The organism is Pedobacter borealis DSM 19626 (assembly GCF_000708285.2).
GTDB classification, from domain to species: domain Bacteria; phylum Bacteroidota; class Bacteroidia; order Sphingobacteriales; family Sphingobacteriaceae; genus Pedobacter; species Pedobacter borealis.
On sequence record NZ_JAUG01000016.1, the window covers coordinates 17,694 to 40,917 of the forward strand.

At 37.8% G+C, this 23,224-nt stretch carries 25 protein-coding genes; 17 read left to right on the forward strand and 8 right to left on the reverse strand.

Going from position 1 to position 23,224, the window contains the following annotated elements:
• Nucleotides 1-523: 523 nt before the first annotated feature.
• Complete coding sequence (locus AW17_RS25350) at nt 524-610, forward strand: DUF6717 family protein (RefSeq protein ID WP_425339087.1); 87 nt, start codon at nt 524-526, stop codon at nt 608-610.
• Here AW17_RS25350 and AW17_RS06585 read toward each other — a convergent pair.
• The 3 genes from AW17_RS06585 to AW17_RS06595 all read right to left on the reverse strand — a co-directional run bounded on the left by AW17_RS06585 (nt 600) and on the right by AW17_RS06595 (nt 4,929).
• Nucleotides 600-1,634, reverse strand: coding sequence for a hypothetical protein (locus tag AW17_RS06585; protein ID WP_029275329.1), 1,035 nt, complete (start codon nt 1,632-1,634; stop codon nt 600-602). The two genes, AW17_RS25350 and AW17_RS06585, sit on opposite strands and share 11 nt — an antisense overlap.
• A gap of 72 nt (nt 1,635-1,706) precedes the next feature.
• Complete coding sequence (locus AW17_RS06590; protein ID WP_029275330.1) at nt 1,707-3,479, reverse strand: hypothetical protein; 1,773 nt, start codon at nt 3,477-3,479, stop codon at nt 1,707-1,709.
• Between the two features lie 37 nt (nt 3,480-3,516).
• Nucleotides 3,517-4,929 (reverse strand): hypothetical protein, encoded by a 1,413-nt coding sequence (locus AW17_RS06595; RefSeq protein WP_157280227.1) that lies wholly within the window; start codon nt 4,927-4,929, stop codon nt 3,517-3,519.
• 153 nt (nt 4,930-5,082) lie between these two features.
• Between AW17_RS06595 and AW17_RS06600 the strand changes: the two genes are divergently transcribed.
• Nucleotides 5,083-5,847 (forward strand): DUF6602 domain-containing protein, encoded by a 765-nt coding sequence (locus AW17_RS06600; RefSeq protein WP_209444211.1) that lies wholly within the window; start codon nt 5,083-5,085, stop codon nt 5,845-5,847.
• A 263-nt stretch (nt 5,848-6,110) separates the two neighbouring features.
• Here AW17_RS06600 and AW17_RS06605 read toward each other — a convergent pair whose 3' ends face one another.
• Entirely contained in the window at nt 6,111-7,085 is a 975-nt protein-coding gene (locus AW17_RS06605; RefSeq protein WP_157280228.1) for a hypothetical protein, read from the reverse strand.
• Between the two features lie 119 nt (nt 7,086-7,204).
• Between AW17_RS06605 and AW17_RS06610 the strand changes: the two genes are divergently transcribed.
• From AW17_RS06610 to tnpC, 15 genes are all read left to right on the forward strand, one after another.
• Complete coding sequence (locus AW17_RS06610; protein WP_029275334.1) at nt 7,205-9,064, forward strand: ATP-dependent nuclease; 1,860 nt, start codon at nt 7,205-7,207, stop codon at nt 9,062-9,064.
• Nucleotides 9,049-10,977 carry an ATP-dependent helicase gene (locus AW17_RS06615; RefSeq protein WP_083488640.1) on the forward strand — a complete coding sequence of 643 codons (1,929 nt, stop codon included), beginning with the start codon at nt 9,049-9,051 and terminating at the stop codon, nt 10,975-10,977. Before AW17_RS06610 ends, AW17_RS06615 begins: the two co-directional genes overlap by 16 nt.
• A 62-nt stretch (nt 10,978-11,039) precedes the next feature.
• A complete protein-coding gene (locus tag AW17_RS06620; RefSeq protein ID WP_029275336.1) occupies nt 11,040-11,411 on the forward strand; it encodes a hypothetical protein in 372 nt (123 codons plus the stop codon).
• 6 nt (nt 11,412-11,417) lie between these two features.
• Nucleotides 11,418-12,665, forward strand: coding sequence for a hypothetical protein (locus AW17_RS06625; RefSeq protein WP_029275337.1), 1,248 nt, complete (start codon nt 11,418-11,420; stop codon nt 12,663-12,665).
• 158 nt (nt 12,666-12,823) lie between these two features.
• Nucleotides 12,824-13,732 carry a hypothetical protein gene (locus tag AW17_RS06630; RefSeq protein WP_029275338.1) on the forward strand — a complete coding sequence of 303 codons (909 nt, stop codon included), beginning with the start codon at nt 12,824-12,826 and terminating at the stop codon, nt 13,730-13,732.
• Nucleotides 13,733-14,238: 506 nt separating this feature from the next.
• Nucleotides 14,239-15,249 (forward strand): hypothetical protein, encoded by a 1,011-nt coding sequence (locus AW17_RS06635; protein WP_029275339.1) that lies wholly within the window; start codon nt 14,239-14,241, stop codon nt 15,247-15,249.
• Between the two features lie 88 nt (nt 15,250-15,337).
• A complete protein-coding gene (locus tag AW17_RS06640) occupies nt 15,338-15,625 on the forward strand; it encodes a helix-turn-helix domain-containing protein (protein WP_051691671.1) in 288 nt (95 codons plus the stop codon).
• 447 nt (nt 15,626-16,072) lie between these two features.
• Complete coding sequence (locus AW17_RS06645) at nt 16,073-16,333, forward strand: helix-turn-helix domain-containing protein (protein WP_029275341.1); 261 nt, start codon at nt 16,073-16,075, stop codon at nt 16,331-16,333.
• A gap of 1 nt (nt 16,334) precedes the next feature.
• Nucleotides 16,335-16,652 (forward strand): hypothetical protein, encoded by a 318-nt coding sequence (locus AW17_RS06650; RefSeq protein ID WP_036669220.1) that lies wholly within the window; start codon nt 16,335-16,337, stop codon nt 16,650-16,652.
• 10 nt (nt 16,653-16,662) lie between these two features.
• The gene (locus AW17_RS06655; RefSeq protein ID WP_029275343.1) at nt 16,663-17,211 is read left to right on the forward strand and encodes a BfmA/BtgA family mobilization protein; all 549 of its coding nucleotides are present in this window, start codon (nt 16,663-16,665) and stop codon (nt 17,209-17,211) included.
• A gap of 3 nt (nt 17,212-17,214) precedes the next feature.
• Complete coding sequence (locus AW17_RS06660) at nt 17,215-17,982, forward strand: DUF5712 family protein (protein ID WP_209444213.1); 768 nt, start codon at nt 17,215-17,217, stop codon at nt 17,980-17,982.
• Nucleotides 17,983-18,050: 68 nt separating this feature from the next.
• A complete protein-coding gene (locus AW17_RS06665) occupies nt 18,051-18,410 on the forward strand; it encodes a hypothetical protein (protein ID WP_029275345.1) in 360 nt (119 codons plus the stop codon).
• Nucleotides 18,407-18,769, forward strand: a complete 363-nt coding sequence (gene tnpB / locus AW17_RS06670; protein ID WP_029275346.1) for an IS66 family insertion sequence element accessory protein TnpB — start codon at nt 18,407-18,409, stop codon at nt 18,767-18,769. Before AW17_RS06665 ends, tnpB begins: the two co-directional genes overlap by 4 nt.
• 77 nt (nt 18,770-18,846) lie before the next feature.
• Nucleotides 18,847-19,413: an IS66 family transposase gene (locus AW17_RS06675; protein ID WP_029275347.1), complete on the forward strand. Its 567-nt coding sequence runs from the start codon at nt 18,847-18,849 to the stop codon at nt 19,411-19,413.
• Between the two features lie 34 nt (nt 19,414-19,447).
• On the forward strand, nt 19,448-20,380 hold the full coding sequence (gene tnpC / locus AW17_RS06680) for an IS66 family transposase (RefSeq protein ID WP_029275348.1): 933 nt from the start codon (nt 19,448-19,450) through the stop codon (nt 20,378-20,380).
• A 117-nt stretch (nt 20,381-20,497) separates the two neighbouring features.
• Here tnpC and AW17_RS06685 read toward each other — a convergent pair whose 3' ends face one another.
• The 4 genes from AW17_RS06685 to AW17_RS06700 all read right to left on the reverse strand — a co-directional run bounded on the left by AW17_RS06685 (nt 20,498) and on the right by AW17_RS06700 (nt 23,188).
• Entirely contained in the window at nt 20,498-21,175 is a 678-nt protein-coding gene (locus AW17_RS06685) for a peptidase associated/transthyretin-like domain-containing protein (protein ID WP_029275349.1), read from the reverse strand.
• Nucleotides 21,176-21,227: 52 nt separating this feature from the next.
• A complete protein-coding gene (locus AW17_RS06690; protein WP_029275350.1) occupies nt 21,228-21,794 on the reverse strand; it encodes a Maf family protein in 567 nt (188 codons plus the stop codon).
• A gap of 69 nt (nt 21,795-21,863) precedes the next feature.
• Nucleotides 21,864-22,253 carry a Spy/CpxP family protein refolding chaperone gene (locus AW17_RS06695; RefSeq protein ID WP_029275351.1) on the reverse strand — a complete coding sequence of 130 codons (390 nt, stop codon included), beginning with the start codon at nt 22,251-22,253 and terminating at the stop codon, nt 21,864-21,866.
• Between the two features lie 104 nt (nt 22,254-22,357).
• On the reverse strand, nt 22,358-23,188 hold the full coding sequence (locus AW17_RS06700; RefSeq protein WP_029275352.1) for a universal stress protein: 831 nt from the start codon (nt 23,186-23,188) through the stop codon (nt 22,358-22,360).
• Nucleotides 23,189-23,224: the final 36 nt, after the last annotated feature.

Here is a 23,224-nt window from a genome sequence, read left to right on the forward strand (position 1 = left end):
AATCAGCGTTTAAATAGTATTTTATGCGGTTTTCGATTTAACTCACCTAATCGCTCACCATTTATTTTGTACGTTTTAGCTGCAATTGCTATTGTGTAAATATAATCATTCTCTTTAAAAATTAAAAGTGGCATCATTTAAACCGTAATTGCTGGCACTAACACTCCGAAATAGCTGGCACAAATCGAACCGTAATATCCAACCTGGGTGGACAATTCGAAAATAAAGAAAATCCGCTAGAGGTTCTAGAGAATAATTCCTTGCTTAATAACATTAATCCTGAAAATTTAAAACTCGCCTCGGAGACGTTTTTTAATCAGAAAAATCTGATAAAATTTATTTTGCTTCCCGAGTTTTAAAATAAATTTCACCCTCTTTTTAAGTAGATTAGTAATGGCCGCGGCAACTCGGATAGGTTGCGCGCGGTTTTTTTTGATGTTTTACGGCCGTAAGAGCATTTTTAATAAAAAGAATATCCCAAAAACCCAGCTGCCAATAAAGAGATGATTCAATATAATAAATAATGAGAACAACATTCCGGTTTTACAAAACAGCAGACAACAATTGGTATATTGACATTCCCGATTGGTACATAAGTTTTAATCGATAGGTTTATTATACTTACTTAACACTTCAAACGCTGATCTAAATAGATCTTCGTTCGTATATTTCTTGCCAAGTTTCTCATTACTATATGCTAAATGGTTAAAAATTTCTTCCTTTACATCTTTGTGCATGCGTTTTGTTTCGCCTCCCCAGACAACATGCAGTGAATCAAGAAATTCGTTCATGCTTCTTTTTCGGTTATCTGCCATATGATGTGCTGCAGAGTCAATTCTTTTAGAAAACTCATCATGATTTAAAGATAATATTTCTTCATCCTTGTTTGTGGTGTTTACTGGAGCTAACGGCAGATCTTTTTCGAAAGTATAGAATGACTGTTGAATCCCGTTTAAATGTGTTTTTTTCATATATAGGAACACCGCAAATTCACCGAGCAACATACAATAAGGCTGCCTGTGCGACAGGTGAATGGTAAAACTACCTGTGTTGAACTTTTCAGCGTATCCTGGAGATCTGATTATTTTATATCCAATGTTGCCTAAAACTTCCTGATACTGAATTACTTCCGCATAAGCGTCTTGATGATTCATATAGTGATTCAGTAACAGCCAAAGTTTATTTTCATCTTTCTTCTGCATTTTGAAAGCTGCCTCGTCCGAAACAGAAACTCTCCAAAAAATACCGATCCAAAATATTAATGATTCTCCGGCTTTGCCACTACTGTTATAAACGCCTTCCCCAATTTTAGTCAGTGTAGGGGCATATCCACTTTCTATTTCACCAAATTTATCTTCGCATGATTTGCAGAAAATATAATCCTCAATTATACTACTTTCTCGGTTTTCAAGCTCCTCATCGGGAAGTTCTCCAAATACTTCAACTAGTTTTTCGCGGAGTACGGACTGTCCAAAATATCCTTTTACATCATTGCCGGATATTTTAAAACCTAGTTCTTTATTTCTTGCACGTTTTCCTATTTCATTGTCAACCGATCTCATTAAGAAAAAAGGAACATTATGGCTGCCGGTCTTATTGGCTTCATTTATTTTACAGAGTTTACATATTGGCATATCGCAAGTTAGCAAACTAAGCGTTTACAGGCCGCATAAAATGTTGTTCGAATGTGATAACCTTGATTTATATTATTCACCATCGGTTAACAATGGCGTATTCAAGTCTGTTAGTACAATGCCTGCCAATTCCACCAATTCTTTTATCTTTTCAGGAATTGAGATGTTTTTACTGGGAGCAGCAAGATTTCGATGGTAAAATGCATCGAAACTACTGCTCGCTCGAAGCAAGGCGGTTTGAGAACAGGTCTGCACAAAAGCTTGCTCATTTTCATTTATAAAATTGATATACTTTTCGATTGCGGCACCCAAGTCATTTATACTTTGACCGGTTATGGAAAAGTCACATATAGTTTCTAAGTTGATCATAGCCAGTGGCGCAATCCTTAAATTGTCAGGGCTAGCTTTCGAAAGCAACTCAGCAAATCTCTCATGTAAGTACCTGTTTATGCCCGGCATTGTGTAGTTAAAATCACTATGCACCAGAATCGGAAAAATATGCAAGCCTTGGGTTAGGTATATCTCATACGCTTCTTTGTCAAACTCAAATTTGTTATCGCAGATCAGCTGGATCTGAGTGTAAAGTTGAGAAATTCCTTTTGGGCTTTCAGTATCCGACTTAACGAACCTTTCTTCGAGGTAGGAAATGAATTTCTCGAAATCGGGTTTAAGGATGTGTTCTTCCGGAAAAGTGTAAGCCTTATATTCGAATAGAAAAATGATATTTCCGATTCTACAGTAACAGTCGGGCACATTGGGTGTTTGGTCATCAAAATGAACTTTAACTGGCGTTTCTTTGAGGAACAGCTGTTGCATTACGGGTTTAAACAGCGTATGCTCCAGCGAGTCTGAGACTTTTGAACAATAAGTATTATATATGTTATTTTTCTCTTCTTTACTTTTATCCTTCGTCAAACTAGTCGTATGGCATATCTCAAAAAATGCTCCACGGTACATTTTTTTAGTCAGGAAATTGTAATCGATTACGATATATGCCTCGCGGTCACTAGCATAGCACAATGGTGATTTTTTAATGTCCGCAAGCTTAAAAGACGGTTGGTTTTTAAGATTAATCGATAGCTTTTGCAAAAGGGTTTGATCGGCATTAAGATCTGGTTTAATGTAATTCAAACGTTTCAAAAGTCGGGCGTTTGGATCAAAATTGTTAATTGATTTGATCAACAAACCAAAAGCTGCAAGATATGCGCCAGGTGAAGGAACAGCTAGTTTTTTCAGATACTCATTTAGAAATGAACGGTATTCTGAATTCAGTAAAAACGTCATAAAACACATTGTTTTTACAGTCTCAAAAATCTGACTGCTTTTTTCGAGGTACTCAAACTTCGTTACGGTTAAACTCCAAACAATTTTCATCAAAAACATCGGATCTGATTTTTCAATTTTGGTGTGGTCCATTAGTGCGTTATCTATAACGGCATTTTCGTCTGCAACGAGCATATAGGCTTTTAGGAAATTGTATTCAGTGATCGGTTGTGCCTCTGCGTTTTCAATTGGAGAGTGGTTTCTTCCCAGTTCTTTTATGACCATATCCAAGAAGCTCCTGTTATTGAAGAGCACCGGTTCTGCTTCTGAAGGAAACTGGTTAAGATATGCGGTGTATCTTGTGTCCCAATCGAGTTTCTGTTCTTTGGAAAAGCGCTTAGCAATATCGCGTAAAATCGCTCCTTGGTTACCTCGCATTCCACCAGCACCATTGAGCTCATTGTTCAAGGCACTGCAAACGCGAATTGCGGATTCAGAATCTAAATCCGCCATGAGTGTTTCATAAATATCCTGCTGATCTGGAAAAATATCTTTATATCCTAAAACCGTACTGACGTTCATAAATTCTAATTTAAAATATTTTTATTCAAGATTGTTTTTATGAAGATGCACTTTCCGTATTTTCTTCGGCAGTCATAAATGAGATATAAAGCTGCAACCTCCCAGTTACGATTCTTAGGTAATAATGCATTCCAAGGTAGATCCACTTTCTTCCTGGCCACTCATCTGCCCTGATCTGATCTTGATCAGCATCTTGAATGCTATTGAGTTCTTCTAGATCTTTACCGAAAATCGCCAGTAATTTGTCGACTAGTACTTCAATTTCGTTGCGGTACAAAAAAGTATTGTGGGTAGGCTTTTGCCTTGTCAGCATAAAAAATGGTTTTTTTGCTGCGTCCTCGTTCTGAATAAGGAGCATCTTGTTAAAATAGTCAAAAACAAAAAAGCAACCGAAATAGGTTCGATGTAAGCCATTCTCGCTGATTTCGGGATCAACGTATTGAAGGATCGCTGGTATGAAACTTAGAAATTTTTCACCTTTAAAATGCAACCAATTCTTATAGTGGGCAACAAACTCCTCAGTAGTCATGACTAACGAATTGATTTTAAGTTTTTCGTAGATAACCTCTGCTTTTTTCCGGTTTCTCCCGTCATTGGTGATGTAAAAATCGCAGGTCGTTGCAAAAGCGGTGTGGAAAGCATCCTCTGTGGTATTGCGAAAGGTCTGTTTTTTGCCTTTGTCGATCTTTACTTGGTCTTCCTGATAGCCATGCATATCAAGTTTGATGTATTCGTTGGTTAGTTCATTGAACCATTGTGGTGCGTACTCATTGGAAAGTGGGGTGTCGGGAACAACAACGCCTAATTTCCCGTAAGCTTTTTCGATCATTTTGTAGGGGTCCGAGGTATCATACAATCTGTCACGGTTAATTCTTGCACCCCGTTGGACTATGTTCCGTAACTGCTTATAATCCTCTTTCTCATTCAGCCTTTTGAACATATTTAAGATAGAATTGAAGACGCCTGCACTAGTGTAATTATTTTCCAGGTCAGGAAGAAATTGTCTCATTTCATTCGCGGAATCAGGGTTTTCAAATGCCGCTTTGAATACCTCATCACTTGGCTGATGTTTAAGATGTTCAAGGGCTGGCAGAATAAGTTTTCGGATTTCATCATCTTCAGGCGTTAGGGTCACATCGTCATTCCCCAAATTTAACATTTCAAGAATTCCTCCTAGATCTGTGCGTTCGTCGAATAGTTCATGAGGTGATCTGTGCTCGATAACGATTTCTTTACCGGTATTGAATACACATTGATTTCCGGTAAGCTCCGAAATGAACTCTAGGTCTGTATCAATGTTTTGTTTGTTTTCAAGGGCATTACTGCTTGCTGCTATATCTCCAATATGAGAAGTTGAATAAAGTTTATAGAACTTTTTATTATCAGCAATAATCTCTGCGAATTCGGAATGTTTCCCAGCTTTCATCTGACTCATTACATTCCAGTCCATGTATATTTTGATCATATTTGCCTGATTTTAATTATTGTTCATTTGCTGCATCAATATAGTTATTCGTAATCATAGCTATTGCATAATTCCATGTGCATTTAGGATAACTTGATCTGAAAATCTATATTTATAGATTAGTTTTATTAATGGATCATGCAAGACAACTTCCAGTTTATAAGTGAAGAACTACTCCTGAAGTTAAATCAGGCCAAAGGCTTTATAACAAGGCATCATCCTACAATAGGAATTGTTACCGAAGAAATACTTAGATCATTTTTAAAAGAGCATTTGCCAAAAACAATAAGTGTTGAGCAAGGATTTATCCGCAATGCAGATGGCGAAACAAGTCGCCAGATAGATATAATCATCTATGATTCCAGTTTCTTTGCTCCATTTTATAGGATCAACGATATCGTGATCGTACCGACGGAATCGGTAGTGGCGATAGTGGAGGTGAAAACTTCTATGGATAATGCTAGGTTTCATGATGCCCTCGATTACTTCAAAGAGGTGAAAAAGATCTGCTATAAACCTTGTCATTTATTTATCTATAATGCCCCGAATATTGCCTCTATTTCAGGCTATTTTGATAGTTATAGAGCCAAGCATGGACCTTACACGTACGACCATGACACTTTTCAATTACTCCCTGATGAAATTACTGGTATAAAGGAATCCTATCATCTTAAACAGGATTATGTTGACGCAGGCAGGGATACCTACGGTTATAGCTGTTTTGAATATAAAAATAGCGAAGGCACTGAAATCAATGCCCTGCAACACTTCTATCTGTCCATTTACAACACTGTTGAAAATTATATTGCAGCAGCCCATGTATTTAAACATACTGTTTCCAGAGACGACTATTTCAAGAAGGAATTTTCGCAGTATTTCGCATTCAGCCTCTTTGATACATAGCCTTCAGTTCTGCCTTAATACTCTACGATATATTTGTTTTTTTTTAGAAAACAGTTTGATCAAAGAATTCATATTGTAAAGAGAATGTGAACTCGAGTTATATATATGGAAAAACCATAACCTATTGCCCCCTCTTCACCAAAAATAAATTTTTGATTACTTCTTGATAACCAGTTTGTTATGGACTCTTCTAAAATTGGCGGAATGAGGCCAATCAAATTGGTTTATCCAGTTAACAATTATATTTGAAATGCACTTATAATTTAACCGCCATATCGAACAATGAAACCATCTAATCCTCTTGAAATCCTATTGTTTTCAGAGTCGATTTGCCTGTCAATCACGGACGACTGATTACGAATGTAGAATTGTTCGATGTCGTCGAATTTCCTATCAACCAACAACTCATAAATTTCCAAATCCAGCCCAACTTCAATATCCAAATTGTTCGCCTTTAGACTTAGCATTCTAAAATCTTCACCCCTTAATCTAGATGTTTTGCCTCTCGGGCTGCTGAACTCCTCAAGCGCAAAATACGGTGAATAATAGGTTTCATAAAATTTCTCAGGATCAATAACAATTTTTTTCACACCTTTCTGTGAAGGCGGATCGACAATTTTGGAGAATATTCGATCTTCCCCAAAAGATGTGGCACAGGCGGTTATCGTCGACGGGACCAGTCCATGTATGGTATCGACATTTCCCCCCTGATCCTTTGCCTCTTTGATTTTACTATTCAGGTGTTTAGCAGTAGTACCTTTTGCTTCAAATACATGCCATTCGCCATTTTCAGACATACCAACCAGATCTGGCTCAAGCTTTGAAGTTGTATCAAGGAATGTAATCGCGCCTTGTTTTTTCAAAGATTCAACATGAATTAAGTTCGGGATCGACAACAATTTTTCCGCGTAATATTTCGCCACCGCCATACCAAGATTGTAGCTGACTATTCTTTTTTGATCACTTACATAATCATTGTAAATGGGATGTAGATTCAGGTCTTCTCCAGATTGGATATTTGTGAAGACTATCAAACACTTTTGGATAATAGAATTTGATACGGCCCTCCAAAGGCCGTAATTCCGAATGTCCGTCTTGGTGATGTAACTCGGATTGCCTACTGTCATTATACACCTATAGAGATCCAGCTTGCTGCATATCAAAGGTGTTTCAACCAACTGGTTGATATTATCATATGGCGCTGTGTAGCTAGATGCTGTGTAGAATATTCTACCCATATAGATTAGAATAAATGAGAGTTTTAGAATTAATTTTTAATTAACTAATATACAGATTTGCTTGTTTCTGAATAATTTATTCTAGGTTAAACTTAGTGCATTAGTAAAAATACGCTGTCATGCATCTTAAAATACTAAAAATCAAGGGCTACAAAGCCTTTAGTGGCGAATTTTCTGTTAAATTGAATAATGGGTTAAATATTCTCGTTGGAGAGAATGCAACAGGTAAAAGCACCATAATCGATGCGCTAAGACTTATTCTATCAGAAGATGAGTATGGCAGAGGTGGCATAACCGAATCGGATTTTCACAAACCTCTTCATCTTTCAACGAAAACGAAAGGAGCTCCAAGAATTTCAATAGCATGTGAATTCGATAATTTGAATGATGATGAACAGGTAGTTTACCTTCCATGGTTAAACTTAGATGATCCCAAAAAGGCGATCCTAAATTTAGCAATTGAGAATAAAGAGGATAATCGTGGTAGGTTTAAAAGAAAAATATGGGGCAACGAATCTGAAAGTGGATTATTTGAATGGGAGTTACTCAATAGGATAAACTGCATCTATCTTCCCCCTTTAAGAGATGCAGAGGACAAATTGAAAGCATACAAAGGGTCACGTCTTTCTCGACTGCTGAAGAACTTGCGTATTCAGGATGAAAGCGATGAAATGCACCCGCTAGAGAAGAAGTTCGCTATGTTAAACAAAGACCTTTTAAATGATAGCTCTATTCAAATAGCTAACTCTTATATAAAAGACAACATTTTAAAGGCTGTTGGGCCTGTTTTTGGCCAAGATGCTTCGTTACAATTTACAGAAATCAATTTCGACCGTATCGTTGAAAGAATCAGGCTACTTTTTTATCCTGTCATTCCCGGAACAGGATCAACTAATTCTGTTGATATGTTTCGAGAACTTAGTGAAAACAGTCTCGGGTTTAATAACATTCTTTATTTAGCCACAATTCTTGCCGAATTTGATGGAACGGAAACGACAGATACATTTCATAAAATATTATTGATTGAGGAACCTGAAGCACATCTTCATCCACAATTGCAAATCCGATTGATGCACTATTTACAACAACGGTCAATTGAAAATAAAATCCAGATAATTGTCACCACCCATTCGACGACTCTTGCCTCAAGCGTAGATTTAAATGCAATAAAAGTATTATCTGCCACAAAAGATAGCTCAATGCCCATATTTACAGCTGTTGAAGAATGTTGTTTACCTAGCCCTACCAAAGATTTTTTAGAAAGATGGCTTGATATAACAAAATCAACGCTGCTGTTTGCAAAAGGCGTGCTATTAGTCGAGGGCATTGCTGAAGCCATGCTTATTAAGCAGTTGTCGAAAACTGTATTAAGAGAACTCACGGCTGAAACCCCTGGGAAGCACTATTGTGATAGCCTTGACGATTACGGTATTTCTATTATAAATTTAAACGGGTTATATTTTAATCATTTTATGGCTTTGTTTAAAGGCTATCACCGCAAATCTGAAGATGTTTTTGCAGGTTGCAGTGGAATTCCCGTTAGATGTGCAGGCCTTACTGATAACGATCCGGACAAAGAAGGAAAACCAACTCCATCTAGTCCACTGATCGGAAAAAACCATCAGCTATATTTAGTTCAGGAATTAAAAGACAATTCCATTAATTGCAGGCTCTTTACCAATCTTAAAACTTTTGAGTATGACTTGGCTCTCGAGGGCACCAATCTATCTTTAATGTGTGATGTACAATTAAAATTGACGGAAACTGACGGACCGATAAAATCCCAACTTCAAACCTATATTGATAATGATTGGGGAGCGGCAACGCTTGAGGAAAAGGCCGATGCTGCTTTTTGGTTACTCAACAGAATTGATAAGGGAGTTTTTGCTCAAGCGCTAACCCAATATCTAGTTAAAAGCCAGACTGAATTCCAAGTTCCGTTATACATTAAACAGGCGATCCAATGGTTAGTCGATTAATGACAAATAAAAAGAGACTTAAAATCTGTTTTAAGCTCTACAAACTAATTCGTTGTGATTTACCATCGGTGATTAAGCTGAGTGGAGAACAATTATTTTATATCAATCAAGCTATTGGTGAAAATACCTTTCTGCAAGCATGCCCTGGAAGTGGTAAAACAAAGGTGATCGGACTTAAAGCATCTTACCAAATTTTGTCTTGGCAGCATTCACTGGGTGGGTTGGCTATTTTAACTTTTACAAATAGTGCTGCAAAAGAACTCAGCACCCGCATCAGGAAATATGCTGATCTCAGTCTTGGGACTCATCCCCATTTTGTTGGAACTTTTGACAGCTGGTTGCATAATTTTATTCTTCACCCATTTTGTCATTATCTCACCGCCTACAAAGGTCAGGATGGAGATAAAAGCGTTCGAATAATTGATCAAGATAGCAATGCGGATTTTTTGCATAATTATGAAATAAAGGTACAACATAATGGTAAAAGTATTCCTATTGCCGCCACTGAATATCATTTCAAAGAGGATTGGGAAACGATTGTTGGAGATTCGGACCTAGCCAAAAGCCTCATAGAAAAAAAATTGACTGAAGAACAGAAGTCGGTGTTTATTAAGAACAAAATCAAGTTCTTGCAAGATGGGTTTGCCACTTATGCAGATGCAGAATTTCTTTGCTACAAGTTGTTAGTCAAATATCCATATTTGACGAAAAGACTTGCGCAAAGATTTCCTATAGTTATTATTGACGAGTGTCAAGATTTGTCGGACGGTCAGATTTCATTCTTGGATCTACTGATGCAAGAAGGGTCAAAGCTAGATTTTGTTGGCGACATTAACCAAGCGATTTATGATTTTCGTTACGTCAACCCTGAAAAGCTTTTAAGTTATATTGATGCAAAGAAATTTAAGAAGCTATATCTAACAAAGAACTTTAGAAGCAATCAAGAAATTGTTAACGTAACATCTTTTTTGATGAACGATGGGATAAAAATTTACGCAAATATTGAAATGAAGTCGTCAATTACATGTGTTTTATGGCAATATGATGAGACTACATTTACTGACTTGCCCAGCAAGTTTGCTGCTTTGTTGAAGCAATACTCTATTCCAGCGAAAAACTGTGCTATCCTTGCGCGAGGCAAAACAACCCTCGACTCACTTAGGGTTCAAAATCAGTTGTGGAAATTTAGTAAGATTGAATTATTTGCTGTCAGTTTACATTGTTGGTTTAAATTAGACCGAAGTTCGACAGATTTGACGAACGCGCTGACTTATGCAGGCAAATTCATTTTTTCTGTAGCCTATCTGGGAAGAGCTGACATCAGAAATCAATATCGTCCACAGTCTTTTGATTCTATCCGCTGGCGGTTACTAATAAAAGATTTTTTGAACGCGTCGAAGTCCCTTTATACTTACGGCGAGCAAAATGACGGAGTCAATTGGAAGAATTGGAGTAGCCTTGTAAAACAATTTTTAAATCTTAATTGGCATTATTTCGATAACAGTCAGACCACTTTTGATAATATTAAAAGTAAAATTAAGGCCCCCGCAAACCTTGGAGATATTCCTGTTAATGACTTATTTAAGGATAAATCGGGGCAAAATGTTTTTAGAACAACCACTATACATAGTGTAAAGGGTGAGACATTAGATGCTGTGATGCTGGTGTCGCATAAAAATAAACAAAGTAAAGGGGGACACTTTTCTCATTGGATAAGAAATGAAAAATCAGAAGAAGAACATATCCGTTTTGCCTATGTTGCATGTTCCAGACCAAAGCATTTTCTTGTCCTTGCTACCCCTAAACTCTCGAAGCTGGATCTACAACACTTGGAAAAGATAGGTTTTAAAGCGGATCATAATATTTTCACAAATGAATCTAGTGATGAAGGTCAAGAATATCTAAGTAATTAGTTATCAACACATGTGCTTCAGAAGGACTACATCATTACATTTGTAAATACAAAAATAGTTATATGGCTCTTAGTGATTTTTTTCGCATAAATTTTCCTTATGGTATAGCTCGTGATCCTGAAATCGGGTGGTACGCGTTTAATAGAGAGTACATGCCACTTGGATGGCATAAGAAGGATCATTCAGTTTTTAATGCGACCAAACTTGAGGAGATCCGAAAAATAGGGTCTAACTATAAAGGCTTAACTGAGAAACTCTTGCTAGAATTGGCAGACGGACCAAATAATATCGACAGAGATGAGCAAGGCAAGATTACCAGAATTTGGTTTTACAGTGATGGTAGCAATCCCAATAATGATTCAAAAAACTGGGAACCATACATTAAGAAAATCAAAAAACTTGGAAAGCTTAAAGTTAATCGAATAGCTGAATAGATAATTATGTATAGACGTCGTACTTCAACCATATTTCGGGGAGGGAGAATTTCGGAAGTTTTCCAAAAAGCTTATGACAACATTAAATCGACAATTGATGGCGAACGAGAAGATTACATTCTCAACGTCAATGAAGCTGATTATGTCAAACATTTAGAAACGAAACATAAGCTATTGCCTCCAGTTCTTCATTTTGACGAGGTAAGTGCAGATAGCTATGAAGGAGACATACCAGCAGAATACTTTCCAGGAAGTTTCAATGTCTATGATGGAAAGAGTTATAAGAAGGAAGTAATCCAGTTTTTCGTCCCTGTTTCAGGTGACATTAGTTTGCTTCGATATGGTCCTGCAAGTGTAATCTATTTTGGTGGCAGTGGGGACTTTGAAATTAAAGGCGATTCTATTTTAGCCGAGTTTATTAACTTTTCTAACAATGCGGAGGAAATAAAACAGAAGTATGAAACAGAGGTCAATGGGCTGAATGCGAATTATAATACCTTGAAAGTGGATATTGAGAGTTTTAATAACTCCCTAACTGACCAAATACTAAGCTATTTCAATGAACGAAAGGGAAAAATTCTTAATAAGAAGAGCCTACTTTCGTCTTTAGGGATACCATTGAGAAAAAAAGAACACATAGCTACTACTTTTGCTATTCCTAAACCAGAACTACGTGAAAAAATAGTGATCAAACCAATAGTCTACGAACAGGGATTTAAACCTGAACCCACATTAGATGATGACAACTATCGCAAGATTTTGAAAGTTATCAACGATGTCGGCAAAAACTTTGAAAGAATGCCGAGTGTCTACAAAGATAAGGGCGAAGAAGATTTAAGGGATCATATTTTATTGACACTCGATCCAAACTTCGAGTTTGGGAGTGCGAGTGGAGAAACTTTTAATAAATCTGGTAAAACAGACATACAACTGCGATATGACAGTTCTGTTGTATTCATTGCAGAATGTAAATTTTGGAGTGGAGAGAAGAATTATCTCGCAACTATTGATCAGCTATTAGGTTACCTCACGTGGAGAGATACCAAGGCTTCAGTAGTGATTTTTGTAAGACAAAAAGACTTTTCAGCAATTTTAGGAAAGGTCCGTGATAGCACAAGTAACCACGCCAATCATTTGGGTTTCTTGTCTAACGTCGACGAAAATTGGTTCAATTTCAGGTTTCATATAAACGGGGATAGAAATCGTGAAGTAAAAATGGCTGTCCAACTCTATCATTTGCCGGATGCGCAATAAGTTTATCTACGATACTGATAAGTGAAATACAGTTTTGATCAATAGTTGGTGAAATTAGTAGCTTTACCATCAAAGGAACATACACTCTGTGAATGACTTTTTCTAAAATTGTTAGTAGTTTAGGGATTTAATTTATTTAAGGTTCCTGTTTCATAATAATGAATGAATTTATTGAATGGCTATCTGGCTATCTGGGCATAGAAAAAAATCCCACCGCGACCATTATAGTTTCGTTGTCAGTCTTTTGCTTAGGGATTATGGTAAACGAACTGCTTAAGGCAATCAGCAGATTTAGAGAAAGACGGGCGATAAGGGAACTATTGCGCAGGAACTACCTAATCTTTAAAAAGTATCTTTATGAGCAGTCATCCTCGCTGAGCACCTTTGGGAGTTTTATTACCTTAAAAGGGAGTCCTCCCAACTTCAACCTCTATGTCAGGCCGTGCCCGGCACTGGACAATTTCAGAGAGATTTCCTATAGTAGCTCTTTCAAGGCTTTCTTCGTCGGCTTTGAAAATATCAGGCTGAAAGGCAGGGTCAAACGGATACAAGCTTTTGATAACCTGTACAAAAGTCTGTCCATCGTCAAGGGCGAACAGGAAAAGATGTTCCCGATCTTGGCAGGGTTCCAAAAAGAAGATGCCACGATGACTCTTTCAATAAATCTGAGTATGAAGGAAGCATTCGAGGCCGCTACCGATGTATCAATAACGTTGAATGAAAAGCCTCAAGATAGCAATCTTGAATCTTGGCTAAAGACACGGGACGAACTATTCCAGGCATACGCAAAGGGAAATCCCAACGATCTGATGGAGGTTAAGAAATTCCTGACTTCCATGCTGAACTTCGATATGGCCAATGGCAAGCCGATCGCCACGATTCTGACCGCTAAAGAGTTCTGGTACTACCAGCTCAAGCTGCATTCTACCATAGAGGATATCAATCGGTTGGAAATGTTGGTGAAAACGACCAGCTCATACTGCAGAGGGATATGCGAGAAATTTGAATATACAGCAAAAGATCTTGAAACTTACTACCAAGCACTTTTCAACAGTAAGCTGGTGTAAAATAAAAGAATTCTTACATAAACCGTTACGAGGAAAAATTTTGTAATTTCAATTAAAAGGCTAATATTGCTTCTGTATATCAGAATCAAAGTTTTTGAATTAAGTTTAGGCCCAAGGAGTGGCCCCCTCATAATCGTCTAACCTAGCTACTTCGTTTAAAATACTATTCTATTTAAATAAGTAAATAATTTTGACACATAGAATAGAGATCACAAATTTTTTTGATAATGTCAAGTTCTCGGTTCAAAGTGTTTATTTTGAAGCGTTGCTTTTTATGCACTTACAGAGCTTATAAATTTAAGCCGTAATTCTTCCAAATTCTTGAATGTGATATTCATAGGTAATTTATTAATTAAAATCAACTATTTGGAGATAGCGCTTGAGAACTTGCTTGTTAAGATTAGATAGAATTAAAGGTAAACCCAGCAGTTCTACACCGTATCTATTAGGATGAAACTTACAGAATAAAATTTTACTATTTTAGTATTGAAATTATTTTATAAAACATGAATTGTTTAACTCAATTTCTGACTAAAATACAGACTTTCCGCCTCCTCGTCGTTACCAAAAGCGAATTAAAGAGCCCCGTAAAAGAAGATAGAAATAAGCCAGCTTATAGCCTTGCCCACGAGACACATTACTATGATTCGTTCGCTTATAAGAGTGAAATCAGGGTATTAAAAGACATGGCCTTGATTGATCTGCTGTCCCTTAGTGACATCAGCTTAAAAAGAGAATTTGAACAGCTCAAAAAATTAAAGGAAAGGTTTAAACTGATATGGACAAATTTCCACCAACATTACGGTGAGCTTAGAGCCGAATATCCCAGCAACTTCATATTTTCAATTCAACTTGATTACTTGTTTATCGTTAACAACCTGCAATCAGACTACGAGGATATTTATATAGGTGACGAGTTTGTGGAAAGTCTGCACGATACTTTAAAGATCAGGGATAAGTTCCTAAGCGAATTGGTTAACGAAGTTGATGAAATTCTAAATCCCCGTGAAACTTTGAAGGAATGGATGGCCAAGCAGGAAAGCCCCGAACAAGTTGAAGATGCTACGCCAGAGCTAACCCCAAAAATCCCATATAATCCAGATGCGGGTCGGCCAAAATTCAATCATCAGTATATAGATGATTTTTTGCAACTGATAAGGACTTATTTTTCTGAAGAACATTTCAGTCAGCTTGACGCCCTAATAAAAGCAGACGAACAACCTGCAAACCAGATGATTTTCAACGGAAACAGTAATAAGCTTGCCGATGCTTTTAAGCAGCTTTATGAAGCTAACCTCATTGTAGGATGCAATAAAGCGGAACTTGAAAAATGGATTCTAAAACACTTCTTATATAGCAATGGAGATAAAGTAAACGAATACTCGGAGGGCTGGCTAAGTGCGATTATATCATCCGATACCAAGGTCTGCAAATCACCAATTTTAGAGGTAAGGATGAAAGACAAAGTTCCTTTTCTGGTTCCAACAGTCCGAAACAAAAAAAACAGTAAATATTAGTAGGGAACGGTAAGGATACGGTTTAACGTATTGTAACCCTACAAAACAAGCTGCTAACATTGCGGTATCAAAACAAAAGATACCGCTTATGAAGTATACATTTGAAGAACTACCGCAGGCCATTAGTACACTGCACGAAAAGGTAGACCGTATTAAAGACCTTTTGCTGGAAAATAGGTCGCAAAATCCCCAACGTCCCCGAGACGATTTATTGACCATCAGACAGGCTGCCGAATTTCTCAGCCTGTCTGTACCCACGCTTTACACCAAAGTGAGCCGGAAGGAAATCCCTGTTAACAAGCGTGGCAAAAGACTTTATTTCTCCACGGTGGAACTATCCGAATGGGTAAGATCGGGAAGAAAGAAAAACTACTGAAGAAATCTATTCCCCAACGAACGGTATCCCACCACCAACATAACTGCATATCCCTATAGCCAAGCAGATATGTATCCATATAGCAACATAGATATATATCCACATAACAATGGTTTATGTGTAACAAAAACCATTGGCACAGCAGGTTAATTCGAGGCAGCCCAAAAGGTTGTGGCGCTTTCAAGGGTGCTGTGATTGGCGGTAGAAAGGCGGTTTAGGCAGTCAGTCCCCTTTTCGGGGGCTGAGCAAGCGGAAGTTGGGCAGTGGCCCTACTTGCTTGCCCTGAGCTATCGCTACAGGGGTTTCAAGTATCCTCCGGGGATACTTGTCGGCTTTTCAAGCCGATAAAAAAAGTAAACGGTATACTTTGAAGTATACCGAATAATTAAATGTAAAAATATATGTATATGTGCATTAATGCATATATCAGCACGACAGGAGTAAATTATGAAGATAGACATCATTACAATGGATGACTTACAGCAGTTCAAGACAGAAATGCTAAATGAAATGAAAAATATTTTGAAAACCAATAGTGGCGCCTCAAATAAATCATGGTTGAGGAGTTCTGAAGTAAGGAAGATGCTAAATATTTCACCTGGAACATTACAGAACTTGCGTATCAATGGCAATTTGCCATTTCGTAAGGTTGGGGGAACTATGTTTTACAGTAGAGAAAAAATTGAAAAGATGATGGAGGGGAAATGAAATGAAGAAAGATGAAAATTTGTACCACAAAGGATTGAGAAGATATTTTGCGCTTGCGTCACAGCAGCCACATTTTTTTCCAACGCATTTGAGCATATTAATTGCATTGGTTCAATGTTGTAATTTTCACGATTTAACACTCCCATTTAATGTAAGCAGAAAAACGCTTATGCGATTTTCAAGGATAAAATCTGTTTCTACATACCACAAAAATATCAGAGAGTTGAAGGAAAGTGGCTTTATAAATTATAAACCCTCATGGCATCCAAAGCTGGGAAGTGAAGTGAAGCTTAATATTGGATTGGAGAAAAACTTTTAAGCAGATTGTAATGGAAGATATCAATGTTAAGTCTGTGCGATACCCAAAAGCAACAGATGAAAAACTGGAAAAAATCTCGTTGAAACTGGGTAGACCGAAAAAACTGGTGATTATACAGATGGTAAATTATTTTTATGGTACAAAAAAAGACCCGATCGATTTCAACGACGAGCTACTTAAGAAAGAGCTGGTAAACGGAGTGAGCAGGATAATATCATTTTTCAAAAAACAGGAAAAGGATTTTTTGCTACCTATGTTTACCGGTAGTAACGGACTCACAATCATAGCAAAAGAGCATACAGAATATTTCAAAATAATCTGGCAGCATCTACAGAAAGACGAAAAGAAAAGTGATGGAATTTCTAACCGTATGGTACAATTGGAAAAAGAAATTGCCAGAACACACCAGTACTACAATGAAAAAAGTAAACTAAAATCTAGTTTTAGAGAAATACTCAACTATTACATCAATCAGAGAGAATCTTTAGGATGGCCAGTATCGGCTGCTAAAAAGGAGGAACTGCAAAGCCATGTCAGAAAATCCCTTGAAAATATTTAGCTTATGTATATCAATATCACAGCATCCGAAACGGGGGATAACAAAATAAGCAGCGGCGCATTGGTCAACTATCTGGAAAAGGAAAACAACTTAAAGACTGCAAGAAACTCAGAACACGGTTATGAAAACTGGTTCAACGGTTTAAGAAATGATATTAGGAGACAAGAAGTCCGGGTAAAAATCGATAATAATATTGCAAAGCTTGGCCGTGATGACAGTAAGTTTTTCCTGATTAATATCAGTCCAAGCCAAAAGGAGCTGGAACATCTTTTTAAACAATATGGAGAGAGTGGTGCAAAAGAGAAACTCAAAGAATTTGCTGTAAAAATTATGGACGAATACGCTAAGAATTTTAAAAGACCAGGTATCCATACCAATACCGATCTTTTATGGTTTGGCAAGGTTGAAAACTACCGTTACCACAAGCACACAGATAAAGAAGTGAAAAATGGAATAAAGCAAAAGAGCGATCGAAAAGAAGGACAACAAATGCACGTTCAAGTGATTGTGAGTCGTAAAGATTTAAGTAATAAAGTTAAGCTTAGTCCTCAAAATACCTCAAAAGGTAAGAATGAAAAACATTCTGCAAAACTAGGGCAATTTAACCGCAGTGCATTTAAACAGTCTGGTGAGGAGGTATTTGATAATTTATTCAAATTCGAGAGAGGGCTCAAGGATAAGTTTATATATGCAAATGTTATGGAGAACGGAACTCCTGAACAGAAAACCCAGATGCAGATGATCTCCGAACTCTCGACTGACATTTCGTAAGCTAACACTACAGTGCATCTTGACGAGAGCTATCACGGTTTATAAATTTGGCTTCATAAAATATTATTATGGAGCTACAACCAATCAAACCGCGTCGGGCAGTACGCTTTCGCAGCAAGCAGGAAATTATGAACTTGCTGGAGAAATATGAATCTTTAGAAAAGCAGACCAGCCTGATTAAATTCTGTAAAGACCATGCAGTGCCCACAGCAACTTTTCATACCTGGCTGAAACATCGCCGTGCTGGCAAATATGGTGTGCATGGTAAATTTATAGCCTTATCTGTTGAGCAGGCTTCCCCCGTTACAGCTGCAGCCCCGCTTCCTGTCTTTGCCAGTATAAATTCAGGAGAGCTCACTGTCCAGCTGCATCAGTATGTTGGGCCAGAATATATTCAATCAATACTGGACAAACGCAGAGGCTTATGATACCGACTGGTAAAAATTATTTTGTATACCCCGATTGTATCGATGGCAGGAAAAGTTTTAACGGCCTTACAGGGATTATCCGTAGCGAACTACAGCGCGATCCTGCCGGTGGTGATGTGTATATTTTCGTGAGCCGCTCGCGGCAAAGCATCAAACTATTATTCTGGGAACATGGCGGCTTTGTGATTTATTATAAGAAGATGGACAATGGGAGTTTTGAAGTTCCGCCACTTCGTGCTGATGGACAAGGCCGGCATATCAGCGAAATCCAGTTGCTACAGGTCATCCGGGGTATTGAATTTCAGAAAGAAAAGCAGCGCAACCGCATGCGGAAAACTGCATTGGTTTTGGAGCAGTAATTGGCTGGGAAATATTCAGAAAAACGTTGCAAAAAAAGGTCTGATTGCTTATTTTTAGGGCTATAAAACAGCCCTTAATGCAGTCATCAGAGTTGATTGATTATAAAGAATTGTATGAATCTTCCCGGAAGGAAAACATCCTTCTACGGGAAGAGTTCAAGCAATTGCGTTTGGTCAACGAGCAGCTGCTCCACCGATTGGAACAATTGCTCAAACTGAGCTTTGGCAGTAAGAGCGAACGCTATCTGGGTAAGGACCAAAGCCCTGGTCAGCTTCGTTTGGGCTTGATAGAGGAAGTTACAGTTGAAGTTACGGTACCGGCACCTGTTTCAGTTGAAAGGGCAAAACCGGTACAGGCAGTGCAGGAAAAGAAAAAGCACTTTGTAATCCCTGAAAATATCGTGGACGAGATCCTGGAGATCCATCCTGATGTGATACCTGAAGGCAGTAAATGCACTGGCAGCGAGGTGTCTTATCGCTTAAAATGTAGCCCTGCCCGTTTGACGGCCAAAAAGATCATCCGTTATAAATACCTGTTACCTACACCTGCCGGTGATCCGGGCCTGACCAGCAAGATCATTATTGCGCCTCTTCCTGATGAAGTGATCAAAAACTGTATGGCTGCTGGCTACGCTGATCATTGAAAAGTATTGTGACCACCTTCCGGTGTACCGCCAGATGACCCGATTTGACCGAACAGGCATCAAACTGGCACATTCTACACTGCTGGACTGGATTGCAAAGACCTGCACACTGTTAAATCCATTGTATGAAAAACTTAAACAGGAAGTCTTGCAAAGCAACTACCTGATGATGGATGAAACCACGATGAAGGTGATGGATAAGAATAAAAAAGGTACTACCCATAGAGGGTATTTCTGGGCAGCTCAGGCTCCGCCAGCTAAACTCGTATTCTTTGAATATCAACCAGGACGCAATCAACAAGTGCCACAAGCACTGCTATCAGATTACAAAGGATACCTCCAAAGTGACGGGTACAGCTGTTATGAAACTCTTGCAGTAAACAAGGATATCACTCTATTATGTTGCATGGCGCATGCCAGGCGCTATTTCCTGGAATCAGAAAAAAATGACCCGATAAGGGCAGGATACGCTTTGAATGTCTTTGGACGGCTTTATGATATTGAGCGCGAAATCAAGGATAAAACCACCCAGGAGCGCAAAGAAGCCAGACAGGAACTCTCCAAACCTATATGGATGCACTTTGGGCAATGGCTGGAAGAAAATGCAGGGATGCTGAACGAAAAAAGTACTATTCACAAAGCCTTTGCCTATACCATGAAACGGTATAAACGGCTATCAGTGTATATGGAAAACGGTGCCTTAAACATTGACAACAATCCAATTGAGGGCAGTATAAGAGGAATTGCCCTGGGAAGAAAGAACTTTCTGTTCTGCGGTTCCCATGACGCAGCGCAAAGAAGTGCCATGCTATATTCTTTCATGGGAACATGCAAATTGCAAGGCATTAATCCAATGGTGTGGATGGTAGATGTGCTGAAAAGAATAAATACATATCCATCAGCGCAGATTCAAGAACTTTTACCGCACAGATGGAAAGAAATGCAGCAAACTGAACCTGCACTGTAGTGTTAGCTTACTTATATACGTCATTAATATTGATTTTTATACAATAAATTAACCCTCAGGGTGACAATTTTATATTTAACAATATGCCTCATTGAGCATTAGCCTATATAATTTAAGTTATTTCTTTTTAGGTGCAATCATTATCTTGCCCATAATCATAGACTCGGCTTTTTGAAGCTTAAGATTGTTTTGTTTCCCTTTAGAAAAATCGAGAGTTAAAATAGCATGATATTGCAAACTTTCAACTACAAGTTTGTTTTTACCCACATCAAACTTATCATCTAAGGTAATTTCGTAGCGCCCATTTTTATCAGTGGTGGAGAAAAACTTAGTATCGGCAATGACTAATCTTATTCCAACCGCGGGGTTATTATCTGCTAGCATAACATAGCCATATATTTTTTTTGACACTATAGGTTTCGTGTCGTCGGTTTTGTTGTTTATGCTTTTAGCAATTTCAATTGGTGCTTTAAAATTTGTGGCCCTGGCATCTATCACAAAAATGCTCATTCCTATAGCCAGTACGCCCAAATATTTCATCCAGTTTCTATTAGTGATGGGCACAACCGATAAATAATAGTTGAGCTGATTTAGTTGATTATTGCTTAGGCGACCACATACAGAAGAACTGGCTCCAGCCAATACGCTGATAATTTCGGCATTGGTATAACCTGAGAAATCAATTACGTTTTTGCTACAGGCTTTACAGAAATTAAAGCCTTCTCCTTTATCCATTTCATCCCAGTTCTGTAAACATGGTTCGGCTATGGTAACTTCGTTAATTCTCGTTTTCATCGTGGTTGTTTTTAGAGATGATGAAACTTTCGAGAGAATTCCACAAGGAGTTTTAAATAAACTTCAACAGTTCATTATATAGCTTTTCTGTTGGCAAGCCCATTACGTTAGTATAAGAACCTTCAATGCGTTGTACCACTACGATACCCCACCAATCTTGCACGCCATAACTCCCGGCCTTATCAAAGGGTTTATAATTATCAATGTAGAAATCAATTTCCTCAGCTGCAACAGGTTTACAGTAAACCTCTGTTCTATCGTAAAACGAATGAATTTTATCGCCTTTTGCAAGTGTTACACCTGTAAAAACTTCATGTCTGCTTCCCGACAGTTTTTTTAACATTTCTTGTGCATGCGCCCTATCTTCAGGTTTACCTAAAATTTCTCCATTCAAGGCCACAATGGTATCAGCTGTAATTACTATTTCACCATTAGCAGTAAAAGCCTTAGCTTTCTGTTCTGAAATGTAAACGGCAATTTCTGCAGGGCTTAAATCCGATGGATAGCTTTCATCTACATCTTTTAGCTCAACTTTAAAATTTAAGCCCATAAGCGTTAAAAGCTCTTGTCTACGTGGCGATTTAGATGCTAAAATAATGGGAGGGAAATTGGCAGGCATATTTTATTTTTCTGCTAAAATAAGAAAAGCGACATAAAGCCGCTTTTCTTATTTGATATTTTACCAAGATTAGTTATTTCCACCACCTTGTCTACGTTTTTCCATTTCAGCACGTTGCTCTTTTTGCCAAGCTTCGTAAGTTTTTTTCTGATCGGCTGTTAATACTGCAGTTACTTTTGCATCATTATCAGCACGCATTTTTTGCATTTTCTCTCTCATCGCATCTCTATCGCCACCACCTTGCATTTCTTCACGCATTTTTTTCATGGTTTCAGCTTGCTCAGTAAAAACAGTGGTTAACTTTGTTTTTTGATCATCAGATAACTTTAATTTTTCGTCTAACTGTTTTACGCGTTCTTCAGGCTTCATCATCATTCTTCCTTGTCCACCACCTTGTTGCGCGTTAGCGAAACCAGCTATACCTAGCATTAATCCGCAAATCATCATTAATTTTTTCATGTTGTTTTTGTTGTTTTTGGTTGAAAATTGAGCTAGTTGGAGTGCAAAAGAAAATAAAAGTTTAACGCGTCGTATGTAACTTAGCTGTTGCAAATTCCAATATATTAATCTTTCAACAATAACACGGGCACATGCGATTTAATAGTCAATTTTTGAGATACACTTTCATGCAACAAGCTTTCGAAAAAACTATATTTTTTGGGCAATGCGATAATCAGCTGCGCTTCTTCACTTTTAGCAAATTTTACTATTCCTTTAATCGTATCAGGATGATCAGCATAGTGATAAGCGGGAGAAAAATCTTTGAGCATTTCGTGTAAAAAGTGTTCTTCCTTCAAATCAATAACATCACCAGAGTTAATATTAAGCACCAAAAGTTCTAAAGCATGTTTGCTTAAAATATTTTTAAGTGCGTGCATAGGAATCACCTCTTTAACCTTTTTAAAATCGCAGGCCAAAATGGCTTTACGGATTGATTGATAATCGGCCTTAGGCGGAACAACCAAAACCGGAACTGGGCTTGATTTAGAAATTTTGATCGCATTAGAACCGATATCACTTTCGTCTTTCGCTTTTTTACCGTTACTACCGATAATAATGAGTTCGATCTCTTCCCTATTTACCCGATCGATGATAGAACGCAGGAGCGTTTCTCTAGTGAGGTAAATTTCTATTTCAGCCTTCGGATTGATCTCGAGCATTTTTACCTTAAGTTTTTCCAGTGCTTCGAGCCTTCTCGTAATTTCATCAGCGATGTGAACATCTGTGGTAACAATTAAATCGGGTGTTGGCAAAATGCTTTCGTATTCTGAAACATAATAGGCATTAAGCAATATAATTTTTGAGTTCGTCATCGCAAAACTCAGCCTGGCGGCATATTGGGCTGCGTGATCTGCTGTGTTCGAAAAATCTACTGGTACAAGGTATGTGCTCATGTGATTAAATTTAACATTTTTTACGTTAACAAATTA

Excerpts from the sequence above, each read along its gene's own strand:
- AW17_RS06650 (WP_036669220.1), top strand. The coding sequence starts at position 16,335 with ATGAAGAAAGATGAAAATTTGTACCACAAAGGATTGAGAAGATATTTT.
- AW17_RS06605 (WP_157280228.1), bottom strand. The coding sequence starts at position 7,085 with ATGGGTAGAATATTCTACACAGCATCTAGCTACACAGCGCCATATGAT.
- AW17_RS06630 (WP_029275338.1), top strand. The coding sequence starts at position 12,824 with ATGAATGAATTTATTGAATGGCTATCTGGCTATCTGGGCATAGAAAAA.
- AW17_RS06595 (WP_157280227.1), bottom strand. The coding sequence starts at position 4,929 with ATGGACTGGAATGTAATGAGTCAGATGAAAGCTGGGAAACATTCCGAA.
- tnpB (WP_029275346.1), top strand. The coding sequence starts at position 18,407 with ATGATACCGACTGGTAAAAATTATTTTGTATACCCCGATTGTATCGAT.
- AW17_RS06610 (WP_029275334.1), top strand. The coding sequence starts at position 7,205 with ATGCATCTTAAAATACTAAAAATCAAGGGCTACAAAGCCTTTAGTGGC.
- tnpC (WP_029275348.1), top strand. The coding sequence starts at position 19,448 with ATGACCCGATTTGACCGAACAGGCATCAAACTGGCACATTCTACACTG.
- AW17_RS06615 (WP_083488640.1), top strand. The coding sequence starts at position 9,049 with ATGGTTAGTCGATTAATGACAAATAAAAAGAGACTTAAAATCTGTTTT.
- AW17_RS06695 (WP_029275351.1), bottom strand. The coding sequence starts at position 22,253 with ATGAAAAAATTAATGATGATTTGCGGATTAATGCTAGGTATAGCTGGT.
- AW17_RS06600 (WP_209444211.1), top strand. The coding sequence starts at position 5,083 with ATGCAAGACAACTTCCAGTTTATAAGTGAAGAACTACTCCTGAAGTTA.
- AW17_RS06690 (WP_029275350.1), bottom strand. The coding sequence starts at position 21,794 with ATGCCTGCCAATTTCCCTCCCATTATTTTAGCATCTAAATCGCCACGT.
- AW17_RS06635 (WP_029275339.1), top strand. The coding sequence starts at position 14,239 with ATGAATTGTTTAACTCAATTTCTGACTAAAATACAGACTTTCCGCCTC.
- AW17_RS06590 (WP_029275330.1), bottom strand. The coding sequence starts at position 3,479 with ATGAACGTCAGTACGGTTTTAGGATATAAAGATATTTTTCCAGATCAG.
- AW17_RS06665 (WP_029275345.1), top strand. The coding sequence starts at position 18,051 with ATGGAGCTACAACCAATCAAACCGCGTCGGGCAGTACGCTTTCGCAGC.
- AW17_RS06655 (WP_029275343.1), top strand. The coding sequence starts at position 16,663 with ATGGAAGATATCAATGTTAAGTCTGTGCGATACCCAAAAGCAACAGAT.
- AW17_RS06645 (WP_029275341.1), top strand. The coding sequence starts at position 16,073 with ATGAAGATAGACATCATTACAATGGATGACTTACAGCAGTTCAAGACA.
- AW17_RS25350 (WP_425339087.1), top strand. The coding sequence starts at position 524 with ATGAGAACAACATTCCGGTTTTACAAAACAGCAGACAACAATTGGTAT.
- AW17_RS06685 (WP_029275349.1), bottom strand. The coding sequence starts at position 21,175 with ATGAAAACGAGAATTAACGAAGTTACCATAGCCGAACCATGTTTACAG.
- AW17_RS06660 (WP_209444213.1), top strand. The coding sequence starts at position 17,215 with ATGTATATCAATATCACAGCATCCGAAACGGGGGATAACAAAATAAGC.
- AW17_RS06675 (WP_029275347.1), top strand. The coding sequence starts at position 18,847 with ATGCAGTCATCAGAGTTGATTGATTATAAAGAATTGTATGAATCTTCC.
- AW17_RS06625 (WP_029275337.1), top strand. The coding sequence starts at position 11,418 with ATGTATAGACGTCGTACTTCAACCATATTTCGGGGAGGGAGAATTTCG.
- AW17_RS06700 (WP_029275352.1), bottom strand. The coding sequence starts at position 23,188 with ATGAGCACATACCTTGTACCAGTAGATTTTTCGAACACAGCAGATCAC.
- AW17_RS06620 (WP_029275336.1), top strand. The coding sequence starts at position 11,040 with ATGGCTCTTAGTGATTTTTTTCGCATAAATTTTCCTTATGGTATAGCT.
- AW17_RS06640 (WP_051691671.1), top strand. The coding sequence starts at position 15,338 with ATGAAGTATACATTTGAAGAACTACCGCAGGCCATTAGTACACTGCAC.
- AW17_RS06585 (WP_029275329.1), bottom strand. The coding sequence starts at position 1,634 with ATGCCAATATGTAAACTCTGTAAAATAAATGAAGCCAATAAGACCGGC.